This window comes from Pseudomonas sp. 10S4, assembly GCF_034344865.1.
Classification (GTDB): Bacteria; Pseudomonadota; Gammaproteobacteria; order Pseudomonadales; family Pseudomonadaceae; genus Aquipseudomonas.
Genome location: NZ_CP133774.1, coordinates 3,840,960 through 3,859,325 on the forward strand (window position 1 = coordinate 3,840,960; position 18,366 = coordinate 3,859,325).

At 60.0% G+C, this 18,366-nt stretch carries 15 protein-coding genes and 3 pseudogenes; 13 read left to right on the forward strand and 5 right to left on the reverse strand.

Annotated features, from left to right (window positions below):
* Positions 1-22: 22 nt before the first annotated feature.
* The 8 genes from cobU (at position 23) to RHM58_RS17965 (ending at position 5,410) form a co-directional block, all read left to right on the forward strand.
* Entirely contained in the window at positions 23-544 is a 522-nt protein-coding gene (gene cobU, locus RHM58_RS17930; protein WP_322267812.1) for a bifunctional adenosylcobinamide kinase/adenosylcobinamide-phosphate guanylyltransferase, read from the forward strand.
* Positions 541-1,596: a nicotinate-nucleotide--dimethylbenzimidazole phosphoribosyltransferase gene (gene cobT / locus RHM58_RS17935; protein WP_201201912.1), complete on the forward strand. Its 1,056-nt coding sequence runs from the start codon at positions 541-543 to the stop codon at positions 1,594-1,596. The genes cobU and cobT overlap by 4 nt, the downstream gene beginning before the upstream one ends.
* Positions 1,593-2,168, forward strand: a complete 576-nt coding sequence (locus RHM58_RS17940; protein WP_201255959.1) for a histidine phosphatase family protein — start codon at positions 1,593-1,595, stop codon at positions 2,166-2,168. The genes cobT and RHM58_RS17940 overlap by 4 nt, the downstream gene beginning before the upstream one ends.
* Positions 2,169-2,170: 2 nt before the next feature.
* The gene (locus tag RHM58_RS17945; RefSeq protein WP_322267813.1) at positions 2,171-2,905 is read left to right on the forward strand and encodes an adenosylcobinamide-GDP ribazoletransferase; all 735 of its coding nucleotides are present in this window, start codon (positions 2,171-2,173) and stop codon (positions 2,903-2,905) included.
* Positions 2,906-3,017: 112 nt separating this feature from the next.
* Complete coding sequence (locus tag RHM58_RS17950) at positions 3,018-3,422, forward strand: MarR family winged helix-turn-helix transcriptional regulator (protein WP_201194864.1); 405 nt, start codon at positions 3,018-3,020, stop codon at positions 3,420-3,422.
* A 52-nt stretch (positions 3,423-3,474) separates the two neighbouring features.
* On the forward strand, positions 3,475-4,683 hold the full coding sequence (locus tag RHM58_RS17955; protein ID WP_322267814.1) for an MFS transporter: 1,209 nt from the start codon (positions 3,475-3,477) through the stop codon (positions 4,681-4,683).
* Positions 4,680-4,802: a hypothetical protein gene (locus RHM58_RS17960; RefSeq protein ID WP_274610069.1), complete on the forward strand. Its 123-nt coding sequence runs from the start codon at positions 4,680-4,682 to the stop codon at positions 4,800-4,802. Before RHM58_RS17955 ends, RHM58_RS17960 begins: the two co-directional genes overlap by 4 nt.
* Before the next feature lie 56 nt (positions 4,803-4,858).
* Entirely contained in the window at positions 4,859-5,410 is a 552-nt protein-coding gene (locus RHM58_RS17965; protein ID WP_201255958.1) for a glutathione peroxidase, read from the forward strand.
* An 89-nt stretch (positions 5,411-5,499) separates the two neighbouring features.
* Here RHM58_RS17965 and RHM58_RS17970 read toward each other — a convergent pair whose 3' ends face one another.
* The 3 genes and pseudogenes from RHM58_RS17970 to RHM58_RS17980 all read right to left on the reverse strand — a co-directional run bounded on the left by RHM58_RS17970 (position 5,500) and on the right by RHM58_RS17980 (position 7,900).
* Complete coding sequence (locus RHM58_RS17970) at positions 5,500-6,771, reverse strand: OmpP1/FadL family transporter (RefSeq protein ID WP_322267815.1); 1,272 nt, start codon at positions 6,769-6,771, stop codon at positions 5,500-5,502.
* 146 nt (positions 6,772-6,917) lie between these two features.
* Positions 6,918-7,399 (reverse strand): annotated as a pseudogene (locus RHM58_RS17975) (hypothetical protein).
* Between the two features lie 276 nt (positions 7,400-7,675).
* Complete coding sequence (locus tag RHM58_RS17980) at positions 7,676-7,900, reverse strand: hypothetical protein (RefSeq protein ID WP_003214941.1); 225 nt, start codon at positions 7,898-7,900, stop codon at positions 7,676-7,678.
* Positions 7,901-8,896: 996 nt separating this feature from the next.
* On the opposite strand from RHM58_RS17980, the gene RHM58_RS17985 reads away from it, so the two are divergent.
* Both RHM58_RS17985 and rmuC read left to right on the forward strand, forming a co-directional pair.
* The gene (locus RHM58_RS17985) at positions 8,897-9,220 is read left to right on the forward strand and encodes a sel1 repeat family protein (RefSeq protein WP_201201922.1); all 324 of its coding nucleotides are present in this window, start codon (positions 8,897-8,899) and stop codon (positions 9,218-9,220) included.
* 175 nt (positions 9,221-9,395) lie between these two features.
* Positions 9,396-10,760, forward strand: a complete 1,365-nt coding sequence (rmuC, locus tag RHM58_RS17990; RefSeq protein ID WP_201255961.1) for a DNA recombination protein RmuC — start codon at positions 9,396-9,398, stop codon at positions 10,758-10,760.
* 166 nt (positions 10,761-10,926) lie between these two features.
* Here rmuC and RHM58_RS17995 read toward each other — a convergent pair.
* Both RHM58_RS17995 and RHM58_RS18000 read right to left on the reverse strand, forming a co-directional pair.
* Positions 10,927-14,401 (reverse strand): annotated as a pseudogene (locus RHM58_RS17995) (NahK/ErcS family hybrid sensor histidine kinase/response regulator).
* A gap of 251 nt (positions 14,402-14,652) precedes the next feature.
* Positions 14,653-15,189, reverse strand: a pseudogene (locus RHM58_RS18000) (TetR/AcrR family transcriptional regulator).
* A gap of 357 nt (positions 15,190-15,546) precedes the next feature.
* On the opposite strand from RHM58_RS18000, the gene RHM58_RS18005 reads away from it, so the two are divergent.
* The 3 genes from RHM58_RS18005 (at position 15,547) to RHM58_RS18015 (ending at position 18,358) form a co-directional block, all read left to right on the forward strand.
* Positions 15,547-16,740: an MFS transporter gene (locus RHM58_RS18005; protein WP_322267816.1), complete on the forward strand. Its 1,194-nt coding sequence runs from the start codon at positions 15,547-15,549 to the stop codon at positions 16,738-16,740.
* 49 nt (positions 16,741-16,789) lie between these two features.
* A complete protein-coding gene (locus tag RHM58_RS18010) occupies positions 16,790-17,101 on the forward strand; it encodes a cupin (protein WP_201201928.1) in 312 nt (103 codons plus the stop codon).
* Between the two features lie 105 nt (positions 17,102-17,206).
* Positions 17,207-18,358, forward strand: coding sequence for a TDT family transporter (locus RHM58_RS18015; RefSeq protein WP_322267817.1), 1,152 nt, complete (start codon positions 17,207-17,209; stop codon positions 18,356-18,358).
* The last annotated feature ends 8 nt before the right edge of the window (positions 18,359-18,366 follow it).

The window sequence follows — 18,366 nt, forward strand, 5'->3', positions numbered from 1 at the left end:
CGCCCATATAAAGGAATAAACCATGCTCCAACTAATCCTCGGCGGCGCCCGCTCCGGCAAAAGTCGCCTGGCTGAAAAACTCGCCACTGACAGCCAGCTCCAGGTGACCTACATCGCCACCAGCCAACCGCTGGACGGCGAAATGAACGAACGGGTGGCTCATCACCGCGCCCGTCGCCCCGTCGAATGGGCGCTGATCGAAGAACCGCTTGAGCTGGCCCGCGTCCTGCGCGAAAACGCCAGTGCCGAGCGTTGCCTGCTGGTGGATTGCCTGACCCTGTGGCTGACCAATCTGCTGATGCTCGACAACCCCGAGCGCCTGACGGCCGAGCGTGATGCCTTGCTGGACTGCCTGGCGTCGCTGTCGGGCGAAATTATTTTTGTCAGCAACGAGACCGGAATGGGTGTCGTGCCGCTGGGCGAATTGACTCGCCGCTATGTCGATGAAGCCGGTTGGCTGCATCAAGCCTTGGCTGAGCGCTGTCAGCGAGTCGTCCTGACCGTCGCCGGCCTGCCCCTGACTCTTAAAGGTAATGCGTTATGACTCAATCCTGGTGGCTCAACCCGTGCAAGCCGATCGATGCAGCAGTCGTTGAGCAGGCTGAAGCCCGTCAACAGCAACTGACTAAACCGGCCGGTTCCCTCGGTCGGCTGGAGTCGGTCGCCGTGCAACTGGCCGGATTGCAAGGGCAGGTCAAACCGAGCCTCGATCAACTGTGGATCGCGATCTTTGCCGGTGATCATGGTGTGGTCGCTGAAGGGGTGTCGGCGTTTCCCCAGGAAGTCACCGGGCAGATGCTGCACAACTTCGTCACCGGCGGCGCGGCGATCAGTGTGTTGGCGCGGCAGTTGGGCGCCTCCCTTGAAGTGGTCGACCTCGGCACGGTTACACCGTCCTTGAACCTGCCGGGCGTGCGGCATCTGAATGTCGGCCCGGGCACGGCCAACTTTGTGAACGGCCCAGCCATGACCGTCGCCCAGGGCGAACTGGCCTTACAGGCTGGTCGCGACAGCGTGTTGCGCGCCATCGCGGCGGGCGCGCAGTTGTTCATCGGCGGCGAAATGGGCATCGGCAACACCACGGCAGCCAGCGCTTTGGCCTGCGCCTTGCTGGATTGCCCGGTGGTGCATCTGACCGGGCCGGGCACTGGGCTGAACGCTGCGGGTGTCAGCCATAAAGCGCAAGTGATTGAGCGTGCGTTGGCCTTGCACGGCGCTCAGCGAGGGGATGCGCTGCAAACCCTGTTCAACCTCGGTGGTTTTGAAATTGCGGCGTTGGTCGGTGCGTACCTGGCGTGTGCCCAGGAAGGCATCGCGGTGCTGGTGGATGGCTTTATTTGCAGCGTCGCCGCGTTGGTCGCGGTGCGTTTGAATCCGCAATGCCGCCAGTGGTTGCTGTTCGGCCATCGCGGTGCCGAGCCGGGCCATCGCCATGTGCTGGAAACCCTGAACGCCGAGCCGTTGCTGGACCTCGGTTTGCGTCTGGGCGAGGGCAGCGGTGCCGCGTTGGCGGTGCCGTTGTTGCGTCTGGCGTGCGATCTTCACGGGCAGATGGCGACCTTCGCCGAAGCCGCTGTGGCGGATCGCCCGGCATGACCTTGCGCCTGGACCTGTTGCGCCACGGCGAGACCGAACTCGGTGGCGGCTTGCGCGGCAGCCTCGACGACGCACTGACCGACAAGGGCTGGGCGCAATTGCGTGCGGCAGTGATCGGGCAGGGGCCTTGGGATCGACTGGTCAGCTCGCCGTTGCAGCGTTGCGCACGGTTCGCCGAGGAACTGGGCGGGCAACTCGGCTTGCCGGTTCAGCTGGAAAAAGACCTGCAAGAACTGCATTTCGGTGCATGGGAAGGGCAGAACACGGCGCAGCTGATGAAAACCAGCGCCGAGGCATTGGGGTTGTTCTGGACCGATCCGTATTCGTTTACCCCGCCTGAGGGTGAGCCGGTAGCGGACTTTTCGGCGCGGATATTGGCGGCGGTCGAGCGGTTGCACGCGACCTACGCGGGCGAGCGCGTGTTGCTGATCACCCATGGCGGCGTGATGAAATTGCTGCTGGCCCAGGCTCGAGGCTTGCCCCGCGAACAGTTGCTCAATGTCGAAGTCGCCCACGCGGCGTTGTATTCGCTGTCGGTGGGTTCCGGCCTGTTGCTGCGGGAAGCGCTCTGATCATGTTGCCTTTCTGGATCGCCCTGCAATTTTTGAGCAGTCTGCCGATTCGACTCCCGGGCATGCCGGCGCCTCAGGAATTGGGGCGCTCGCTGCTGTTTTATCCGCTGGTCGGGCTGCTGTTCGGCGGGCTGTTGTTTGCGCTGAACGGGTTGTTGTCGGGCGCGCCGTTGTTGCTGCACGCTGCATTGTTGCTGACTGCTTGGGTGTTGCTCAGCGGCGCGCTGCACCTGGATGGCCTGGCCGATAGCGCTGATGCGTGGCTCGGTGGGTTTGGCGACCGGGAACGCACACTAACCATCATGAAAGACCCGCGCAGCGGGCCGATTGCGGTGGTGACCTTGGTGTTGGTGCTGCTGCTTAAATTTGCTGCGTTGCTGGCGCTGATCGAGCAGGGACACAGCGTAGTTTTGATCGTCGTTCCGTTGATTGGCCGTGCGGCGCTGTTGGGGTTGTTCCTGACTACGCCTTATGTGCGTGCCGGTGGGTTGGGGCAGGCGCTGGCTGATCATTTGCCGCGCAAGGCCGGTTGGCAGGTGTTGGCGGTCAGTGCGCTGGCGTGTGGTTTGATTGCTGGGCTGAGCGGCGTGTTCGCTATCGTGCTCGCTGCGGTGGTGTTTGTCTGGTTGCGGCAAGTTATGCAGCGGCGATTGGGTGGCACGACCGGCGATACGGCAGGGGCGTTGTTGGAGTTGTTGGAAATGGTGGTGTTGGTGGGGTTGGCGTTGGTCTGCTGACTGTTGGGGTGGATGTGCTGGCCCCTTCGCGAGCCTGCTCGCGATGGCGATCTGCCTGATAACGATATTCTTGAACCTTGCTTTCATTCAACCGCGGGTATATACACGCACGATGCTCGATTCCCAATGTTTATGTATCAACCTGCGTCGCGCCGCTCGTGGCGTCAGCAGGCATTACGACGGCGCTCTCGACGGCTTCGGGATCAACGTTGCCCAGTATTCTTTGCTGTGCAATCTGCAGCGTCTGGATCAACCGAGTATTTCCACCCTGGCCGAAGCCATGGGCCTGGACCGCAGCACCCTGGGGCGCAATCTGCGGGTGCTGGAAGGCGAGGGGCTGGTGGCGCTGAACGAGGGCGAGGATATGCGCAATCGCATCGTCAGGCTCACCGAGGCTGGCGCTGAGCGCCTGGCAGCGGCGTTGCCGGCCTGGGAAGCGGCGCAGCAGCGGCTGATTGATCGTCTGGGCGCCGAAAAACGTGAAACCTTGCTGAAGTTGCTGGACGAACTGGCTTGATGCCAGTTTGTTCGATCTTAAGCGGGTATATACCCGCTACCGGAGAATAAGAATGACATCGATGTGGCGTACGTGCGGTTGGGTGTTGGTGGGGAGTGCGCTGATTCTGGCGTTGTCTCTGGGCGTGCGGCATGGCTTCGGGCTGTTCCTGGCGCCGATGAGCGCTGAGTTCGGCTGGGGGCGCGAGACCTTTGCGTTTGCCATCGCCTTGCAGAACCTGATCTGGGGCCTGGCACAGCCGTTCACCGGCGCCCTGGCCGACCGCTTCGGTGCCGCAAAAGTGGTGTTGGTCGGTGGTGTGTTGTACGCGGGGGGCCTGGTCTGCATGGGCTTGTCTGACTCGGCGGTGACCTTGTCCCTGAGTGCCGGTCTGTTGATCGGTATCGGCCTGTCAGGCACCTCGTTCTCAGTGATCCTCGGCGTGGTCGGGCGTGCGGTGCCGCCGGAGAAACGCAGCATGGGCATGGGCATCGCCAGCGCTGCCGGTTCTTTCGGCCAGTTCGCGGTGTTGCCCGGTACGCTGGGGCTGATCGGCTGGCTCGGCTGGTCCGCCGCTTTGTTGGTGCTGGGCTTGCTGGTGGCGTTGATCGTGCCGTTGGTGAGCATGCTCAAGGACAAGCCGCTGCCGGTGCTTGGTCATGAGCAAACCTTGTCCGAAGCCCTGCGTGAAGCCTGTTCCCATTCCGGGTTCTGGCTGCTGGCGTTCGGCTTTTTTGTCTGCGGGTTTCAAGTGGTATTCATCGGCGTGCACCTGCCGGCCTATCTGGTGGATCAACACCTGCCGGCCACCGTCGGCACCACGGTGCTGGCGCTGATCGGGTTGTTCAATATCTTCGGTACTTACACGGCAGGCTGGCTCGGCGGGCGGATGTCCAAGCCGCGCTTGCTCACGGGTTTGTACCTGTTGCGAGCGGTGGTGATCGGGCTGTTCCTGTGGGCGCCGGTTACAACGACCAGTGCTTATCTGTTCGGCATGGCGATGGGCTTTCTGTGGTTGTCCACGGTGCCGTTGACCAATGGCACCGTGGCAACCTTGTTCGGTGTGCGAAACCTGTCCATGCTCGGTGGGATTGTTTTCCTGTTCCACCAGCTCGGATCGTTCCTCGGTGGCTGGTTGGGCGGGGTGGTGTATGACCGTACCGGGAGCTACGACTTGATCTGGCAGGTAGCGATTCTCTTGAGTCTGTTGGCGGCAGCCCTGAATTGGCCAGTGCGTGAACGGCCGGTAGCGCGGCTGCAAACCCAGATGAGCGCGATATGAACAGTCTCTGGCCGCGAATAGTTGTAGCCGGTGTCGGCGCCTTGCTGCTGGCCCTGGCGTGGTGGGGTTGGCATCAGGGCGGGCTGGCGCTGATGCAATTGGGCATGGGCGCTTGCTAGCAGGATGTGAGGACGAGTAAGTTCGCTTTCTGACGATTCCTCAAGGATGCACCGACATGCTGATGCGCTGGCTCGCAGTCCCCGCGTTGCTGATGGCGTTTACCGGATTGGCCCAAGCGGCCGAGTGTCCGGAGCTGTTGCAGGGCTCGCTGCCCAAGTTGCGGGCCAAGGAATCGATCGATCTGTGCCAGCGTTATGCGGGCAAGCCGCTGGTGGTGGTCAATACCGCCAGCTTCTGCGGCTTCGCCCCACAGTTCAAAGGCCTTGAGGCGCTGTATCAGCGTTACAAGGACCAAGGGCTGGAGGTGCTCGGCGTTCCGTCCAATGACTTCAAACAAGAGGCCAAGGACGGCGCTGAGACGGCCAAGGTTTGCTACGTCAACTATGGCGTGACCTTCACCATGACCGAGCCGCAGAAAGTCCGCGGCGACGAGGCGACTCACCTGTTCAAAGTTCTCGCCGAGCAGAGCAGCGCGCCGAAGTGGAATTTCTATAAGTACGTCATCGATCGCCAAGGCAAAGTGATTGCCAATTTCTCCAGCCTGACCAAACCTGACAACCCGGAATTCATCGAGGCCGTAGAGAAAGCCATCGCCTCGAAGCCCTGATCGACGGCCACTAAAAAGCCCCGCCTCTGTGCAAGAGAGCGGGGCTTTTTTTGACTCAGGTGGCGAGGCGTGAACCTCGCCGTGAATCATCAGAAGCGGTAGGTTGCGCCTACACCGAAACCGCTCGCCCAGTTTTGATACTTGGCGTTGTAGGTCTGGCCTTGGGCATTGCTGTTGGCAACCTGGACGGACTCTTCACGCAGGTACGAGTACGCGAGGTCGATGGTCAGGTCATCAGTCGGGCTCCAACCGGCGCCGAAGCTGATCGCTTTGCGATCACCTGTCGGGATGCGCGGGGAGCGATCGACGTTGTTGGTTGGCGACTGGTCAACCGACAGACCGGTACGCAGTACCCATTCCTTGTTCAGCTGATACGAGGCACCGATGGCGTGAGCCCAGGTGTCGTGCCAGTTTTGTTCTTCGGTGATGGTACCGAATTGACTGCTCAGGCCAGCCGGAACATCTTTGTTGTTGACAGTGATTTCTTGCAGGCGGCTCCAGCGAGTCCAGGTGCTGCCCGCGTAGACGGTCCACTTGTCGTCGATCTGGTGAGTGACCGAGAAGTCCACAGATTCAGGCGTGGTCAAGCCCAGCGAGGCGTCGTACTTTTGGTTTGGGTTTTGCTGTACGGCAGCCAACAAGCCGTAGTAGACCTTAGTGTCACCTTCGAGCTTGTACTTCACTTTCGAGTGATAGGTCAGGCCGACGCGAGTGCTGTCGGTCAACTGAGCCAATATCCCGATGTTGTAGCCCAGAGCGGTATCGTTACCTTTGATCTTGACCTGGCCATCCGGCGCTGCCTGAGTGACCGACAGGTTCGATTCCAGGGTGCCGTCGATGCGGTTGATGGTCGGGCCGAAACCGATGGACACCTTGTCGTTGAAGGCGTAGCTGACAGTCGGCTGCATGGTCACGACTTTAACGTCGCTCTTGCTGCCGAAGTAACGGCCGGCAAAGTTGCTTTCATAGTCGGTTACCAGGCCGAACGGTGCGTAAACACCGATACCGAATGCCCAATGATCATCGATAGGCTTGACGTAGTAGCCCATCGGCACGGCGATGAACGGAACCATGTCACCTTTGTTGGTGCCGCTGTTCGGGCTGGAGCTGGCTTGGCTGATATCGGTGTGCGCGTCGAGCATTGCAAAACCGCCGGTAACTTGTTCCCGCTTGATGCGGGACATGCCGGCAGGGTTGCCATAAATTGTGCTTGCGTCATCGGCAGAGGAAGATCGCCCGGCAAAACCTGTACCCATCCCGCTGATACTTTGTTCGTTGATGGCAAAGCCAGCTGCGAAAATTTGGGTGGATGCCAAGGCAGCGGCGAGGCTAAGGGTGGTTTTGAGCATTACTTTTTTCATTATTAGAACTCCTGGTGATCACCGGGGCGAAAATTACCAAGATTTTCGTCTCGGCGCTATAGCCTGTATGGGTTGAGTTAGAGCGCTTTTGTAGGACAATCCGACCAGATTCGCGACCTGTTGCAAGATCTTGTGAAACGGGCCGGTCAGCAAGCGACTTGATTCAGGGATGAAACACAGGTTTGCCAGGCGCAGGTAAAATCGCGAAGGCGTCCTTGCGGTTGAAAGGTCTGGCGCCATATTCGGGCCATTCCCAGCACATCGTCGGGGTCAGGGAGGGAGTGTTTTGTTCTTCTACTAACAGCCAGGCGATGGCCGTGGCGTAGCGCAGGTTGACGGTCAATTCCAGGTGCGGACTGCTTAAAAAGGCGTGCTGGCTGGCCAGGCCACGAACCAGGCTCGCCCGCTCCGGGTCCAGTGCCAGGTAGTCATCCCAGAGTGCCCGGTGACGGGGCTCGGCGATTCGGTACAGGCCGTGTCCACGGCGGTCATGCAGGGCGGAGCCAAGGGCTGACTGGCTGGCGGCGATGCCCAGCAGCAGGGATTCGGCAGTTGCGCTATGGCGCCCGAGGTAAATCAATGTCGGGCGGATCACATAACGGCACAGTTCGCTGGCAGCGATACCCATAAAGCCCTCGAAACATGAAATGGGCGGCGACACCTGAAGGGGGGCTTGGCAGCAGTGAATCGACTCAGGCTCGCCGAAAGCGGATCAAGCCGCTTGAGTTGAAGTGTAGTGTCATATTCGCGCTGTAAAGGACTGTTTTTAAAATATTTCCGGCAGGCAGTTATAACCGTTATATCGGTTAGTGCTTAAGCGTTGAGGGTAAAAAGAGAAATATCAGGCAATAAAAAGCCCTGCTTTTTGAGCAGGGCTTTTGAGGTTTTCAGTCTTTCTGGCGTCTCAGGCAACCAGTGCCTGGCGAGTACGATCGATCACGGCCTGCAGCGGTTCAGCGCTGGAGTATTGATCGGGGTACAGGCGTTCGCTGTGACGAGCGATGCCGTGTTCGTTGACCAGAGTGAAGCTGAAGCAGCCTTTGCGAGCGGCCATGATCAGGCAGTTCATTGGTGCAAAAGCGTTAGTTAGGGTGCGAATGGCATCCTGAGTGTGGATTTGAGTAGACATAGTTATTGGGTGTTCCTACAAGCGACACGGATAAGATCCGTGCAAAATTAAAACGTTCCAGTGACGACGACCACCATTGGTCGAACGAAGAACCCGACTGGAACAAAGCAGCCAGTTTGAAGCGCTGATAATTGGCGCGCTTGGGCTGGCAGGTAGGTACTTAGGAGGGCAGGCAACACATCAAGGGCAAAGGTTCTGGGCCCGGGGTGAAGATCCTGATCAATTTGCAGGCTGGTTCGGTCAGCGTAAGTGAGCTTCGCAACACCCTTTGCTTTCATTTCAAAGGCAGTGTTGACGCAAGGTTTACCTGGAAACCATCGAGGTGGTCGATCCCGCTTTGTCGGTGGAGGCTTCTCAGGGAAGGCTGACCGTGGGGATTTGTTCGACCAGAATTGACTTTCAGCTTGGTACTAACGCCGCGGATACTAACTGATTGAATTTTAGAAAGGAAGTGTGTTAGCAAAAAAAGATCTTGTGCAGGGCCTTTTAGGTGCTTTCGCCAAGCGCTTCGAGGGCTGTAAACACTGGGCTTGCCCTGTAATCGCCGAGGTTTTTACCGTTTGTCGCCGCGCTGGCATGGCCCTGAATGGGTCTGGATCAGGAGTTTGTCGCGGCTTATCCCCAGGCCTGGTCTGCAAAACGCGCCGAAAAAGCGCATTGATATAACCGCCGCAAAGGTACTTGTGCACATTAGTTGCGCAGGCTGTCACACCACTGTCACCTTGGCTTCAAACGCAGTGGGTGCCTGTAATGAAAATTTAAGTCAATGAAAAACATCGCTTTTTTTAACTGGTGAAAAAATCGTCAGTTTGACTGCGAGCCCCATTCCACAGGGCTTTGCGAGAGTTCAAGGGCGGTTGTCCACTGAGTTATCCACAGCTTCTGTGGATTGTCCCGAGCGCTTGCTCTAGGACGGGCGTGCCGGGTTTTTTTCAACTTTACCTGTAGGAAAAAAGAGTAGAGTGGCGCGCCTTCCGATCTGCCCCACAGTGCTTTATGAAGTTTCGCTCAGTATCAACCTCTGTTACCGACACGCCCCCTCCTGTTACCCCACCCAAGCGCTTTTCCATGCGTGTGGCCGAGTGGCTACTGGACAGTCCGCGCCTGGGCGATAACCCCAACGTCAAACACTTTGCCGGACGCTTGCTCAAGCAACCGGCCCGGGAAGGCGTGGTGGCCGCCCAAAGTCGTCTGGGGCAGTTGATGTGCCGCGAGTGTGGCAATGCGCGGGATCGGCGCATCGGTCACGATTTGCTGCGTCAGGCCGCCCGTGCCGGTGACCGGCGCGCTCAGCAGGAACTGGGGTTGATCGAAGACTGAGCTGTCCAAGACCTGACGCCTTGGTTAACCTTCAAGCTTTATCTCATCGGCAGGAGTGGCTATGGCTATGGACTTGACCAGCATATTGCTCGGTCTGGCGGGCGCTGCATTGCCATTGTTGGCACTGGCCTGGCAAATCCAGCGCCGGGCGAGCGCCGGGCAGGCCGACGTGGCGTTGCTGGAAGAGCGGTTGGCCACGGCCCAATTGGCTCAGGACGGTTTGAACGCCCAGCTCGATGCGTGCCGCGACGAAATCGGCGACCTGAGCCAGGCCAATTCCGCCAAGCAGGCCGACCTGGCCGCTGTACGCCGTGAAGTCGAGTTGCTGCAAATCGAGCGCGACGATGCCCGCGACGCGTCCCACGCCTGGAATATCGAGCGCGCCGGCAAAGAGGCTGAGTTGCGTCGCCTCGACGCGCAGGCTGCATCCCTCAACGCCGAGCTGCGTGAGCAACAGGAAAGCCATCAGCAGCGCCTCAACGACCTCCAGGGCTCGCGCGACGAGCTGCGGGCGCAGTTCGCCGAGCTGGCGGGGAAAATCTTCGACGAGCGCGAGCAGCGTTTCGCCGAGACCAGTCAGCAGCGCCTGGGGCAGTTGCTCGATCCGTTGAAGGAACGCATCCAGTCCTTCGAAAAACGCGTCGAAGAAAGTTACCAGGCCGAGGCGCGAGAACGCTTTTCCCTGGCCAAGGAACTGGAGCGCCTGCAGCAGTTGAACCTGCGCCTGAGTGACGAAGCCACCAACCTGACCCGGGCCTTGAAAGGCCAGAAAACCCAAGGCAACTGGGGTGAGCTGATTCTTGAGCGGGTGCTTGAACACGCGGGCCTGGAGAAGGGCCGTGAGTACCAGACTCAGGTCACCCTCAAAGGCCCGGACGGCGAGCGTTTCCAGCCGGACGTCATCATTTATTTGCCCGGCGACAAGCAGGTGGTGGTCGACTCCAAGGTCAGTCTCACGGCTTATCAGCAATACGTGGCGGCCGAAGACGATGCCATCGGCCAGGTCGCCATCAAGCAGCACGTGCTGTCGCTGCGTAATCACGTCAAAGGGCTGTCCGGCAAGGATTACAAGCGACTGGATGGCTTGCATAGCCTGGATTTCGTTCTGCTTTTCGTGCCTATCGAAGCCGCGTTTTCAGCGGCATTGCAAGCCGAGCCGACGCTGTTTCAGGAGGCCTTTGACCGCAACATCGTGATCGTCAGCCCGACCACGTTGCTCGCCACGTTGCGGGTCATAGACAGCCTGTGGAAGCAAGAGCGTCAGACTCAGAACGCCCGGGAAATCGCCGAGCGAGCCGGATGGCTGTACGACAAGTTTGTGCTGTTCATCCAGGATCTGGACGAGGTGGGCAATCGCTTGCAGCAGCTGGATAAAGCCTACAGCTCGGCGCGCAATAAGCTGACAGAAGGGCGCGGTAATCTGGTCAGTCGCAGCGAGCAACTGAAGCTGCTCGGGGCGCGGGCGAGCAAGAGCTTGCCGGCGGATTTACTGGAGCGGGCAATGACCGATGTGGATGGCTTGGCCGAGTTGCCGGAGTAACTGCTTTTGTGGCGAGGGAGCTTGCTCCCGCTCGGCTGCGCAGCAGCCGCAAAGCAGGCAGCGCGGTATGCCTGACAGCCAAAGTGGCAGCATTTGGGGGCTGCTTCTCAGCCCAACGGGAGCAAGCTCCCTCGCCACAGGTTTTGGGTTAGCCCGTAGGCCTCATTTATAACGGCAAATGCCGACTCAACAACGCCCGCAACGCCGCCGGCTTCACCGGTTTCGCCAGATAATCCAACCCCGCCGCATGCACCTGCGCCACCGTCTCCGGCCGCCCATCCGCACTGATCACCACGCCCGGAACCGGTTCACCCAAACGGGTACGCAGCCAGGCCATCAACTCGGTTCCGGTTTCACCGTCGTCCAGGTGGTAATCCACCAGTGCCAACTGCGGCCGTACACCATCGCCGAGCAATGCGGCACACTCTTCACGGTTGCGCGCAGTCCAGACCTGGCAACCCCAGCGCGTCAGCAGGCTGTTCATGCCGATCAGGATGCTGTCCTCGTTATCGATGCACAGCACCTGCGCGCCCGTCGGCAATTTACCGTTCAGTTCGGTGACGTTATGCGGCGCCGCTACAGTCTGCGCCCTAGCCAGCGGCACGCTGACGCTGAACACGCTGCCATGCCCCGGCCAGGAGCGCACGCGCAAGGTATGGCCCAGCACCCGACACAACCCATCGGCAATCGCCAAGCCCAGACCCAGGCCTTTCTCGGCGCGGGTCTGGTGGCTGTCGAGGCGTTTGAACTCTTCGAAAATCACTTTCTGTTTATCTTCCGGTATCCCTGGGCCACGGTCCCAGACTTCCAGGCACAGTTCGCCGTTTCGCCGCCGAACTCCCAGCAGCACCGGGCCTTTGGCATAACGGAGCGCGTTGGTCAGGAAGTTCTGCAGGATCCGGCGCAACAGCTTGATGTCGCTGTCGACCCGCAACGTGCTGCCGCGCAGACGGAATTTCAGCCCTTGTTCCTGCGCCAGTGCCTTGAACTCGGCGCCGAGGATGTCGAACAGTTCATTAAGCACGAACGGCTTGGGGTCCGGGTTGATCTTGCCGTTTTCCAGGCGGGAAATGTCCAGCAAGTCGCTGATCAAGTCCTCGGCGGAACGCAGTGAAGTGTCCAGGTGCTGGATCAGCTTCTGTGCTTCGCTGGACAAGCCATCATCCTGATGAGTCAGGGCCGCAGAGAACAATCGCGCGGCGTTCAGCGGTTGCATCAAGTCATGGCTGACTGCCGCCAGAAAGCGGGTTTTAGACTGGTTGGCCGACTCGGCGGTGCCTTTGGCTTCGGTCAGGGCGACGTTGAGTTGCGAGAGTTCGTGGGTACGTGCGGTCACCCGTTGCTCCAGGCCTTCGTTGGCCTCGGTCAACGCCTGCTCGGCCTCGCGGAACGCGGTGATGTCGGTGAAACTCATGACGAAACCGCCGCCGGGCATCGGGTTGCCGATCAGCTCAATCACACGACCATTGGGGAAAAGTCGTTCAGAGGTGTGGGCACGACCCTGACGCATCCAGTGCAGGCGGCGGGCGACGTGGACTTCCGCTTCGCCGGGACCGCACAGTCCGCGCGTCGGCGTTGTAGCGAATGATGTCGGCAATCGGCCGACCGACGCTGATCAAGCCGTCCGGGTAGTTGAACAACTCCAGGTAACGCCGGTTCCAGGCCACCAGTTTCAGCGACTGGTCGACCACGCTGATGCCCTGGGTGATGTTCTCGATCGCCCCTTGCAGCAAGGCGCGGTTGAACTGCAAAACTTCCGACGCTTCGTCGGCGATACGGACGACGTCCTCAAGCTGCATTTCCCGACCTTCGATGGCGGCTTTTACTACAGCACGCGTCGAAGATGCGCCGAGGACACCGGCCAGCAAGCGTTCGGTATGGGCGATCCATTCACCGTCGGCGTTCTGGTTCGGATTGAAGCCTTTGCCCTGGCGGTAGGCGAAGCGGATAAAGCTTTGGCGGGCGCGTTCTTCACCGACAAAACGTGCGGCCAGTTGCAGCAGATCGTCGATTTGCACCGAAAGCATCGAGCGAGCGCTGGGCCGGGCGCTGATTTCCTGACCAATGAACCGGCCAGCCTGCCAGTGCTCTGACACTCGTGTGCGTGACAGCACCGAGACCCAGGCGAACAGAGTGAAGTTGCCCGCCAGCGACAGCACCACGCCTTGGGTCAGTGGGGTGATGGGCAAGTGCAGTGGGTTGCTGTGCAGCCAGGCCAGTCCGGGAAAACTACTTAGCGACCAACCCAGGCTGAGGGCGGTAATTGGCAAAATCAACGTGTAGAACCAGAGGAACGTCCCGGTGGCGAGCCCGGCAAATACGCCGCGACGGTTGGCCTGTTTCCAGTACAGCGCACCGAGCATGGCTGGGGCTAATTGGGTCACGGCGGCGAAGGCGATCTGGCCGATGGTCGCCAGGCTGGCGGTAGAGCCGAGCAGGCGATAGCTGACGTAGGCGAGCAGCAAAATCACCACGATGCTCACCCGGCGCACCGAGAGCATCCACTGGCGGAACACTTCGAAAGGTCGCTCGGCGTTGTTGCGGCGCAGCAGCCACGGCAACAACATGTCGTTGGAGACCATGGTCGACAGCGCCACGCTGGCCACGATCACCATGCCGGTGGCCGCCGAAGCACCGCCGATAAACGCCAGCAACGCCAGTGCCGGGTGGGCCTGGGCGAGGGGCAGGCTGATGACGAAAGAGTCCGGTAGCACCGAGCTCGGCAGCAACATCTGACCGGCCAGCGCGATAGGGACTACAAACAGCGCCGCCAATGCCAGATAAGCCGGGAATACCCACTTGGCCAGGCGCAAATCCTGAGGTTCGATGTTCTCCACTACCGTGACGTGGAACTGTCTTGGCAGGCAGATGATCGCCATCATTGCGACGCCGGTTTGCACCACCATCGAAGGCCAGTTGATGGTTTCCTTCCAATACTCTTCCAGGCGCGGGGCGAGCATGGCCTGGTCGAACAGGTCGTCGAAACCGTCGTATAAGCCGTAGGTCACGAACGCGCCGACCGCCAGAAAAGCGAACAGCTTGACCAGTGATTCAAAAGCAATCGCCAGCACCATGCCGCGGTGGTGTTCGGTGGCGTCGAGGTTGCGCGTACCAAATACGATGGTGAACAGCGCCAACACCAGCGAGACGATCAGCGCCGTGTCCTGGGCGCGGGTGCCCATGGCATCAGCGCCAGCACCGATCAGCAGGTTCACCCCGAGCACGATGCCCTTGAGCTGCAAGGCGATGTAGGGCAACACGCCGACCAGGCAAATCAGCGCCACCACCACCGCCAGCGACTGCGACTTGCCATAGCGCGCGGCGATAAAGTCGGCGATGGAGGTGATGTTCTCCTGCTTGCTGATAATCACCATTTTTTGCAGGACCCACGGCGCGCACACCAGCAGCAGGATTGGCCCGAGGTAGATCGGCAGGAATGACCAAAGCTGTTCGGCGGCCTGGCCCACGGCACCAAAGAACGTCCAACTGGTGCAATACACGGCCAGCGACAGGCTGTAGACCCAGGCACGCACACGCGGCGGCAACGGCGCGCTGCGACGGTCGCCGTAGAAGGCGATGGCGAACATGATGGCCATATAGGCCAGGGCAACGGCGGCGATCAGCCCGCTGGACAGCGACATGGAAACTCCAGACAAAAGACATCCGGGACTCCTGCCCGGTCAGACAGTCTCGCACGATGGCCGGGGTTCGTCAGTGTCGACCAAGGTCGTGGCGTGGCGGGGTGTCGCAGGCTTTGTGTCAGTTGCAGGTGGGCTGTATTCACTGGCCCCTTCGCGAGCAAGCCCGCTCCCACATTGGATCTTCTGTGAACACATAAATTGTGAACACCCAAGAGCCAATGTGGGAGCGGGCTTGCTCGCGAATGGCGGTATCACTGACTCAACGCAATCTCGATCAACCGATGCAACTCCTCAACCTCCAGCGCCGCCGCCGAGAACAGGATGCGAAACACCGTCGGCGCCACCACCATGTTGATCAGCCGATCAACGCTCGGCTTGGGCTGATCCGGGTAACGATCCAGAATCGTCTGCAACTGCGCGCCAATGATGGTCACGCAATAGCCCGGCGTTGCGCTGCATTGCACATCGCGCAAAATGTTGCGGCCAGGCTCGGAGCTCATTTCGTCCAGATACTGCTCGGCCCAGGCCCGCACATCACCGCAGCAGGCTGCCGGTGTTGGCCGGCTCGCTGTCGGGGCGCAGGCGGGCGAGGGCGACATCCGCCAGCAACACCGACAGATCGCCCCAGCGCCGATAGATTGTCGACGGCGTAACCCCGCGCGCGCGGCGATTTGCGGCACGGTCACGCTCGCGCGGTCCTGCTCTTCGAGGAGCGCGCGGACCGCCGAATGAATCGACTCTTGCACCCTGGCACTGCGGCCACCTGGGCGTAAACTAGGACCTGTCATCACTTATTTCCTGCGTCGCGCCGGGTCTGCTGTTGCGCAGGCCAAGGCGCGAGGAGTGTGGTTTGGTTTTTCCAAATGAACGACGAGCAACGCAGGCCTGCGCAACAGCAGGCCCGGCCCTTCAGGTTGCCACCTGAAAGCTGGCCATGCTGCGTTGCAGTCCTTGGCAAGGAAACGACATTACCTACGGACTGCGCCTTGCCTGGCCAGCTTTCAGGTGGCAACGCGACGCAGGAAATAAGTGATGACAGGTCCCTAATAGCCATGCGGCGGACCTTAACACAAAGAATTTGCTTTAAGCGCTAGCGAGTAGCACACTCCGCAAAAGCAAAAACTTAGCTTTTGTGGAGTGTGCCCATGCCTCATCCAACCTCAAACCGATCGAGCCTGTGGTTTCTGGCGATCACTTTACTCAGTTTTCTCGCCGCCTCCACTGCGCCGACGCCGTTGTATCACCTGTATCAGGAACACCTTCATTTCTCGGCAGCGACCCTGACCCTGATTTTCGGCGTGTACGCTCTCAGCTTGCTGGCGGCGCTGTTGACCGTCGGCTCACTCTCGGATTTCCTCGGGCGTAAACCGGTGATTTTCACCGCGCTATTGCTGAACATGCTCGCGATGTTGCTGTTTATCAATGCCGACAGCGTCGCCTGGCTGATCAGTGCCCGGGTGCTTCAGGGCTTTGCGACCGGGATGGCCACGGCGGTTTTGAGTGCCGCGCTGCTGGATACCGACCGCCAGCAAGGTCCATTGGTCAACAGTGTTGCTCCGTTGCTGGGCATGGCGGCGGGGGCGATGGGCTGCGGTTTGTTGGCCGAATTTGCGCCGCTGCCGTTGCAACTGACTTTTTGGGTATTGTTCGGGCTGTTTGTGCTGCAAGCACTGTACGTCTGGCGCCTGCCGGAAAGTGTCAGTCGGCAGCCGGGTGCCTGGGCTTCGCTGCGCCCGACCTTGCATGTGCCAGTCCAGGCGCGGCGGGCCTTGTGGTCGGTGCTGCCAATCAACACCGCGGTGTGGGCGCTAGGCGGTTTCTTCGCTTCATTGGCGCCGTCATTGGTGCGGACAGCCACCGGCTCGACTTCAAACCTGATTGGCGGCGCGACGGTCGCAGCATTGACGCTCACCGGTGCGCTGATGATCTACACCTCACGTAATCGGCCGGCGGACAAGGTGTTGCGCCTGGGCGCCAGTTTGTTGCCGGCAGGTGTCGCGCTGATTCTGGTCGCTGTTCACATCGCCAGTCTGCCGCTGTTTTTCATCGGCACCCTCATCGCCGGCTGCGGTTTCGGTGCCGGTTTCCTCGGCGCGGTGCGCACCCTGGTGCCGTTGGCCTTGCCCCATGAGCGGGCCGGGTTGATGTCGGCGTTTTATGCGCTGAGTTACCTGGCTTTTTGCTTGCCGTCGTTGCTGGCCGGGACTTTGACCCGCAGCTTTGGGCTGATCGCGACCACCGATGGTTATGGCGCAGTGCTGATCGTCCTGGCGGTGGGGGCATTGCTGGGCTTGGTGCGCCAGCGGTCTGTGAAAGTCTGTGGCGCCGATGTTCGCTGACCGATAGCCTTGGCACCGCCATTCACTATTCATTTCGACGGACCGTACGATGAAGATCATTCGCAGCAAATCCTTCACCGCCGAGCGTGCCTGGGGCGCACTGGACATCGCCAACATGAACGGCATCACCACCCGTTTGCACTGGACCGACCAACCGTACAAGTGGCACGTCAACGATGGTCAGGAAGTGTTCGTCGTGCTCGATGGCCAAGTGCAGATGCACTATCGTGAAGAGGGCATCGAGCAGCAGGCATTGCTCGACGTCGGCGATATTTTTTATGCGTCGGTAGGCACCGAGCATGTGGCGCATCCGCTGGGTGCGGCGCGGATTCTGGTGATCGAGTCTGAAGGCAGCGTATAGGCCTATATCTGCAAAACAGATAACAGTTAGAGATATTACCCGTTATATAGATATTCGATTCAGTTCTACCATGGGTTCCACCTCACCAGAGGACAGGAGTTCGCCATGACATGCCCCAACACTGCCAAACCCGGTTTCAAACCTTTCAGTCATCTACCACGCCCGCTGGAAGCGATTCGCCAGTTCACCCCGAACTGGTTCGCCGCCACCATGGGTACCGGCGTGCTCGCTCTGGCGCTGGCGCAATTGCCGGTCGCGATTCCCGGTGTGCACGCGGTTGCCGAAGCCCTGTGGCTGTTCAACATCCTTCTGTTTGTATTGTTCACTGGGTTGTATGCCGCTCGCTGGGTGTTGTTCTTCGATGAAGCGCGGCGGATTTTCGGGCACTCCACGGTTTCGATGTTTTTCGGCACCATTCCCATGGGCCTGGCGACCATCATCAATGGTTTTCTGCTGTTCGGTTTGCCGCGTTGGGGCGATGGGGTGATTCAGATCGCCGAAGTGCTGTGGTGGCTGGATGTGGCGATGTCTCTGGCCTGCGGCGTGCTGATCCCGTACATGATGTTTACCCGCCAGGAACACAGCATCGACCAGATGACCGCTGTCTGGCTGTTGCCGGTAGTGGCCGCAGAAGTGGCGGCCGCCAGCGGTGGTCTGTTGGCGCCGCACTTGGTCGGAGCCCATTCACAACTGGTGGTGCTGGTTACCAGCTACGTGCTGTGGGCATTTTCCCTGCCGGTGGCGTTCAGCATTTTGACCATCCTGTTGCTGCGCATGGCGCTGCATAAATTGCCTCACGAGAACATGGCCGCATCGAGCTGGTTGGCGCTTGGGCCGATTGGTACCGGGGCGCTTGGCATGTTGCTGCTGGGCGCCGATGCGCCAGCGATCTTTGCCGCCAACGGTTTGCCAGGTATTGGTGAAATCGCCGCGGGGCTAGGCCTAGTGGCCGGGATCACGCTGTGGGGCTTCGGGCTCTGGTGGATGCTGATCGCGGTGCTGATCACCGTGCGTTACCTGCGCGCCGGCATCCCGTTCAACCTTGGCTGGTGGGGTTTTACCTTCCCGTTGGGTGTTTATTCCCTGGCCACGCTGAAGCTGGCCAGCACTTTGAACCTGATGTTTTTCAGTGTGTTTGGCGGCGTATTGGTGGCGTTGTTGACCGTGATGTGGCTGATCGTCGGCAAGCGGACAGTGCAGGGCGCATGGCGCGGAGAGCTGTTTGTCTCGCCTTGTATTGCAGGATTAAAGAAATAACCTGCAAA

Excerpts from the sequence above, each read along its gene's own strand:
- cobU (WP_322267812.1), top strand. The coding sequence starts at position 23 with ATGCTCCAACTAATCCTCGGCGGCGCCCGCTCCGGCAAAAGTCGCCTG.
- cobT (WP_201201912.1), top strand. The coding sequence starts at position 541 with ATGACTCAATCCTGGTGGCTCAACCCGTGCAAGCCGATCGATGCAGCA.
- RHM58_RS17940 (WP_201255959.1), top strand. The coding sequence starts at position 1,593 with ATGACCTTGCGCCTGGACCTGTTGCGCCACGGCGAGACCGAACTCGGT.
- RHM58_RS17945 (WP_322267813.1), top strand. The coding sequence starts at position 2,171 with ATGTTGCCTTTCTGGATCGCCCTGCAATTTTTGAGCAGTCTGCCGATT.
- RHM58_RS17950 (WP_201194864.1), top strand. The coding sequence starts at position 3,018 with ATGCTCGATTCCCAATGTTTATGTATCAACCTGCGTCGCGCCGCTCGT.
- RHM58_RS17955 (WP_322267814.1), top strand. The coding sequence starts at position 3,475 with ATGACATCGATGTGGCGTACGTGCGGTTGGGTGTTGGTGGGGAGTGCG.
- RHM58_RS17960 (WP_274610069.1), top strand. The coding sequence starts at position 4,680 with ATGAACAGTCTCTGGCCGCGAATAGTTGTAGCCGGTGTCGGCGCCTTG.
- RHM58_RS17965 (WP_201255958.1), top strand. The coding sequence starts at position 4,859 with ATGCTGATGCGCTGGCTCGCAGTCCCCGCGTTGCTGATGGCGTTTACC.
- RHM58_RS17970 (WP_322267815.1), bottom strand. The coding sequence starts at position 6,771 with ATGAAAAAAGTAATGCTCAAAACCACCCTTAGCCTCGCCGCTGCCTTG.
- RHM58_RS17980 (WP_003214941.1), bottom strand. The coding sequence starts at position 7,900 with ATGTCTACTCAAATCCACACTCAGGATGCCATTCGCACCCTAACTAAC.
- RHM58_RS17985 (WP_201201922.1), top strand. The coding sequence starts at position 8,897 with ATGAAGTTTCGCTCAGTATCAACCTCTGTTACCGACACGCCCCCTCCT.
- RHM58_RS18005 (WP_322267816.1), top strand. The coding sequence starts at position 15,547 with ATGCCTCATCCAACCTCAAACCGATCGAGCCTGTGGTTTCTGGCGATC.
- RHM58_RS18010 (WP_201201928.1), top strand. The coding sequence starts at position 16,790 with ATGAAGATCATTCGCAGCAAATCCTTCACCGCCGAGCGTGCCTGGGGC.
- RHM58_RS18015 (WP_322267817.1), top strand. The coding sequence starts at position 17,207 with ATGACATGCCCCAACACTGCCAAACCCGGTTTCAAACCTTTCAGTCAT.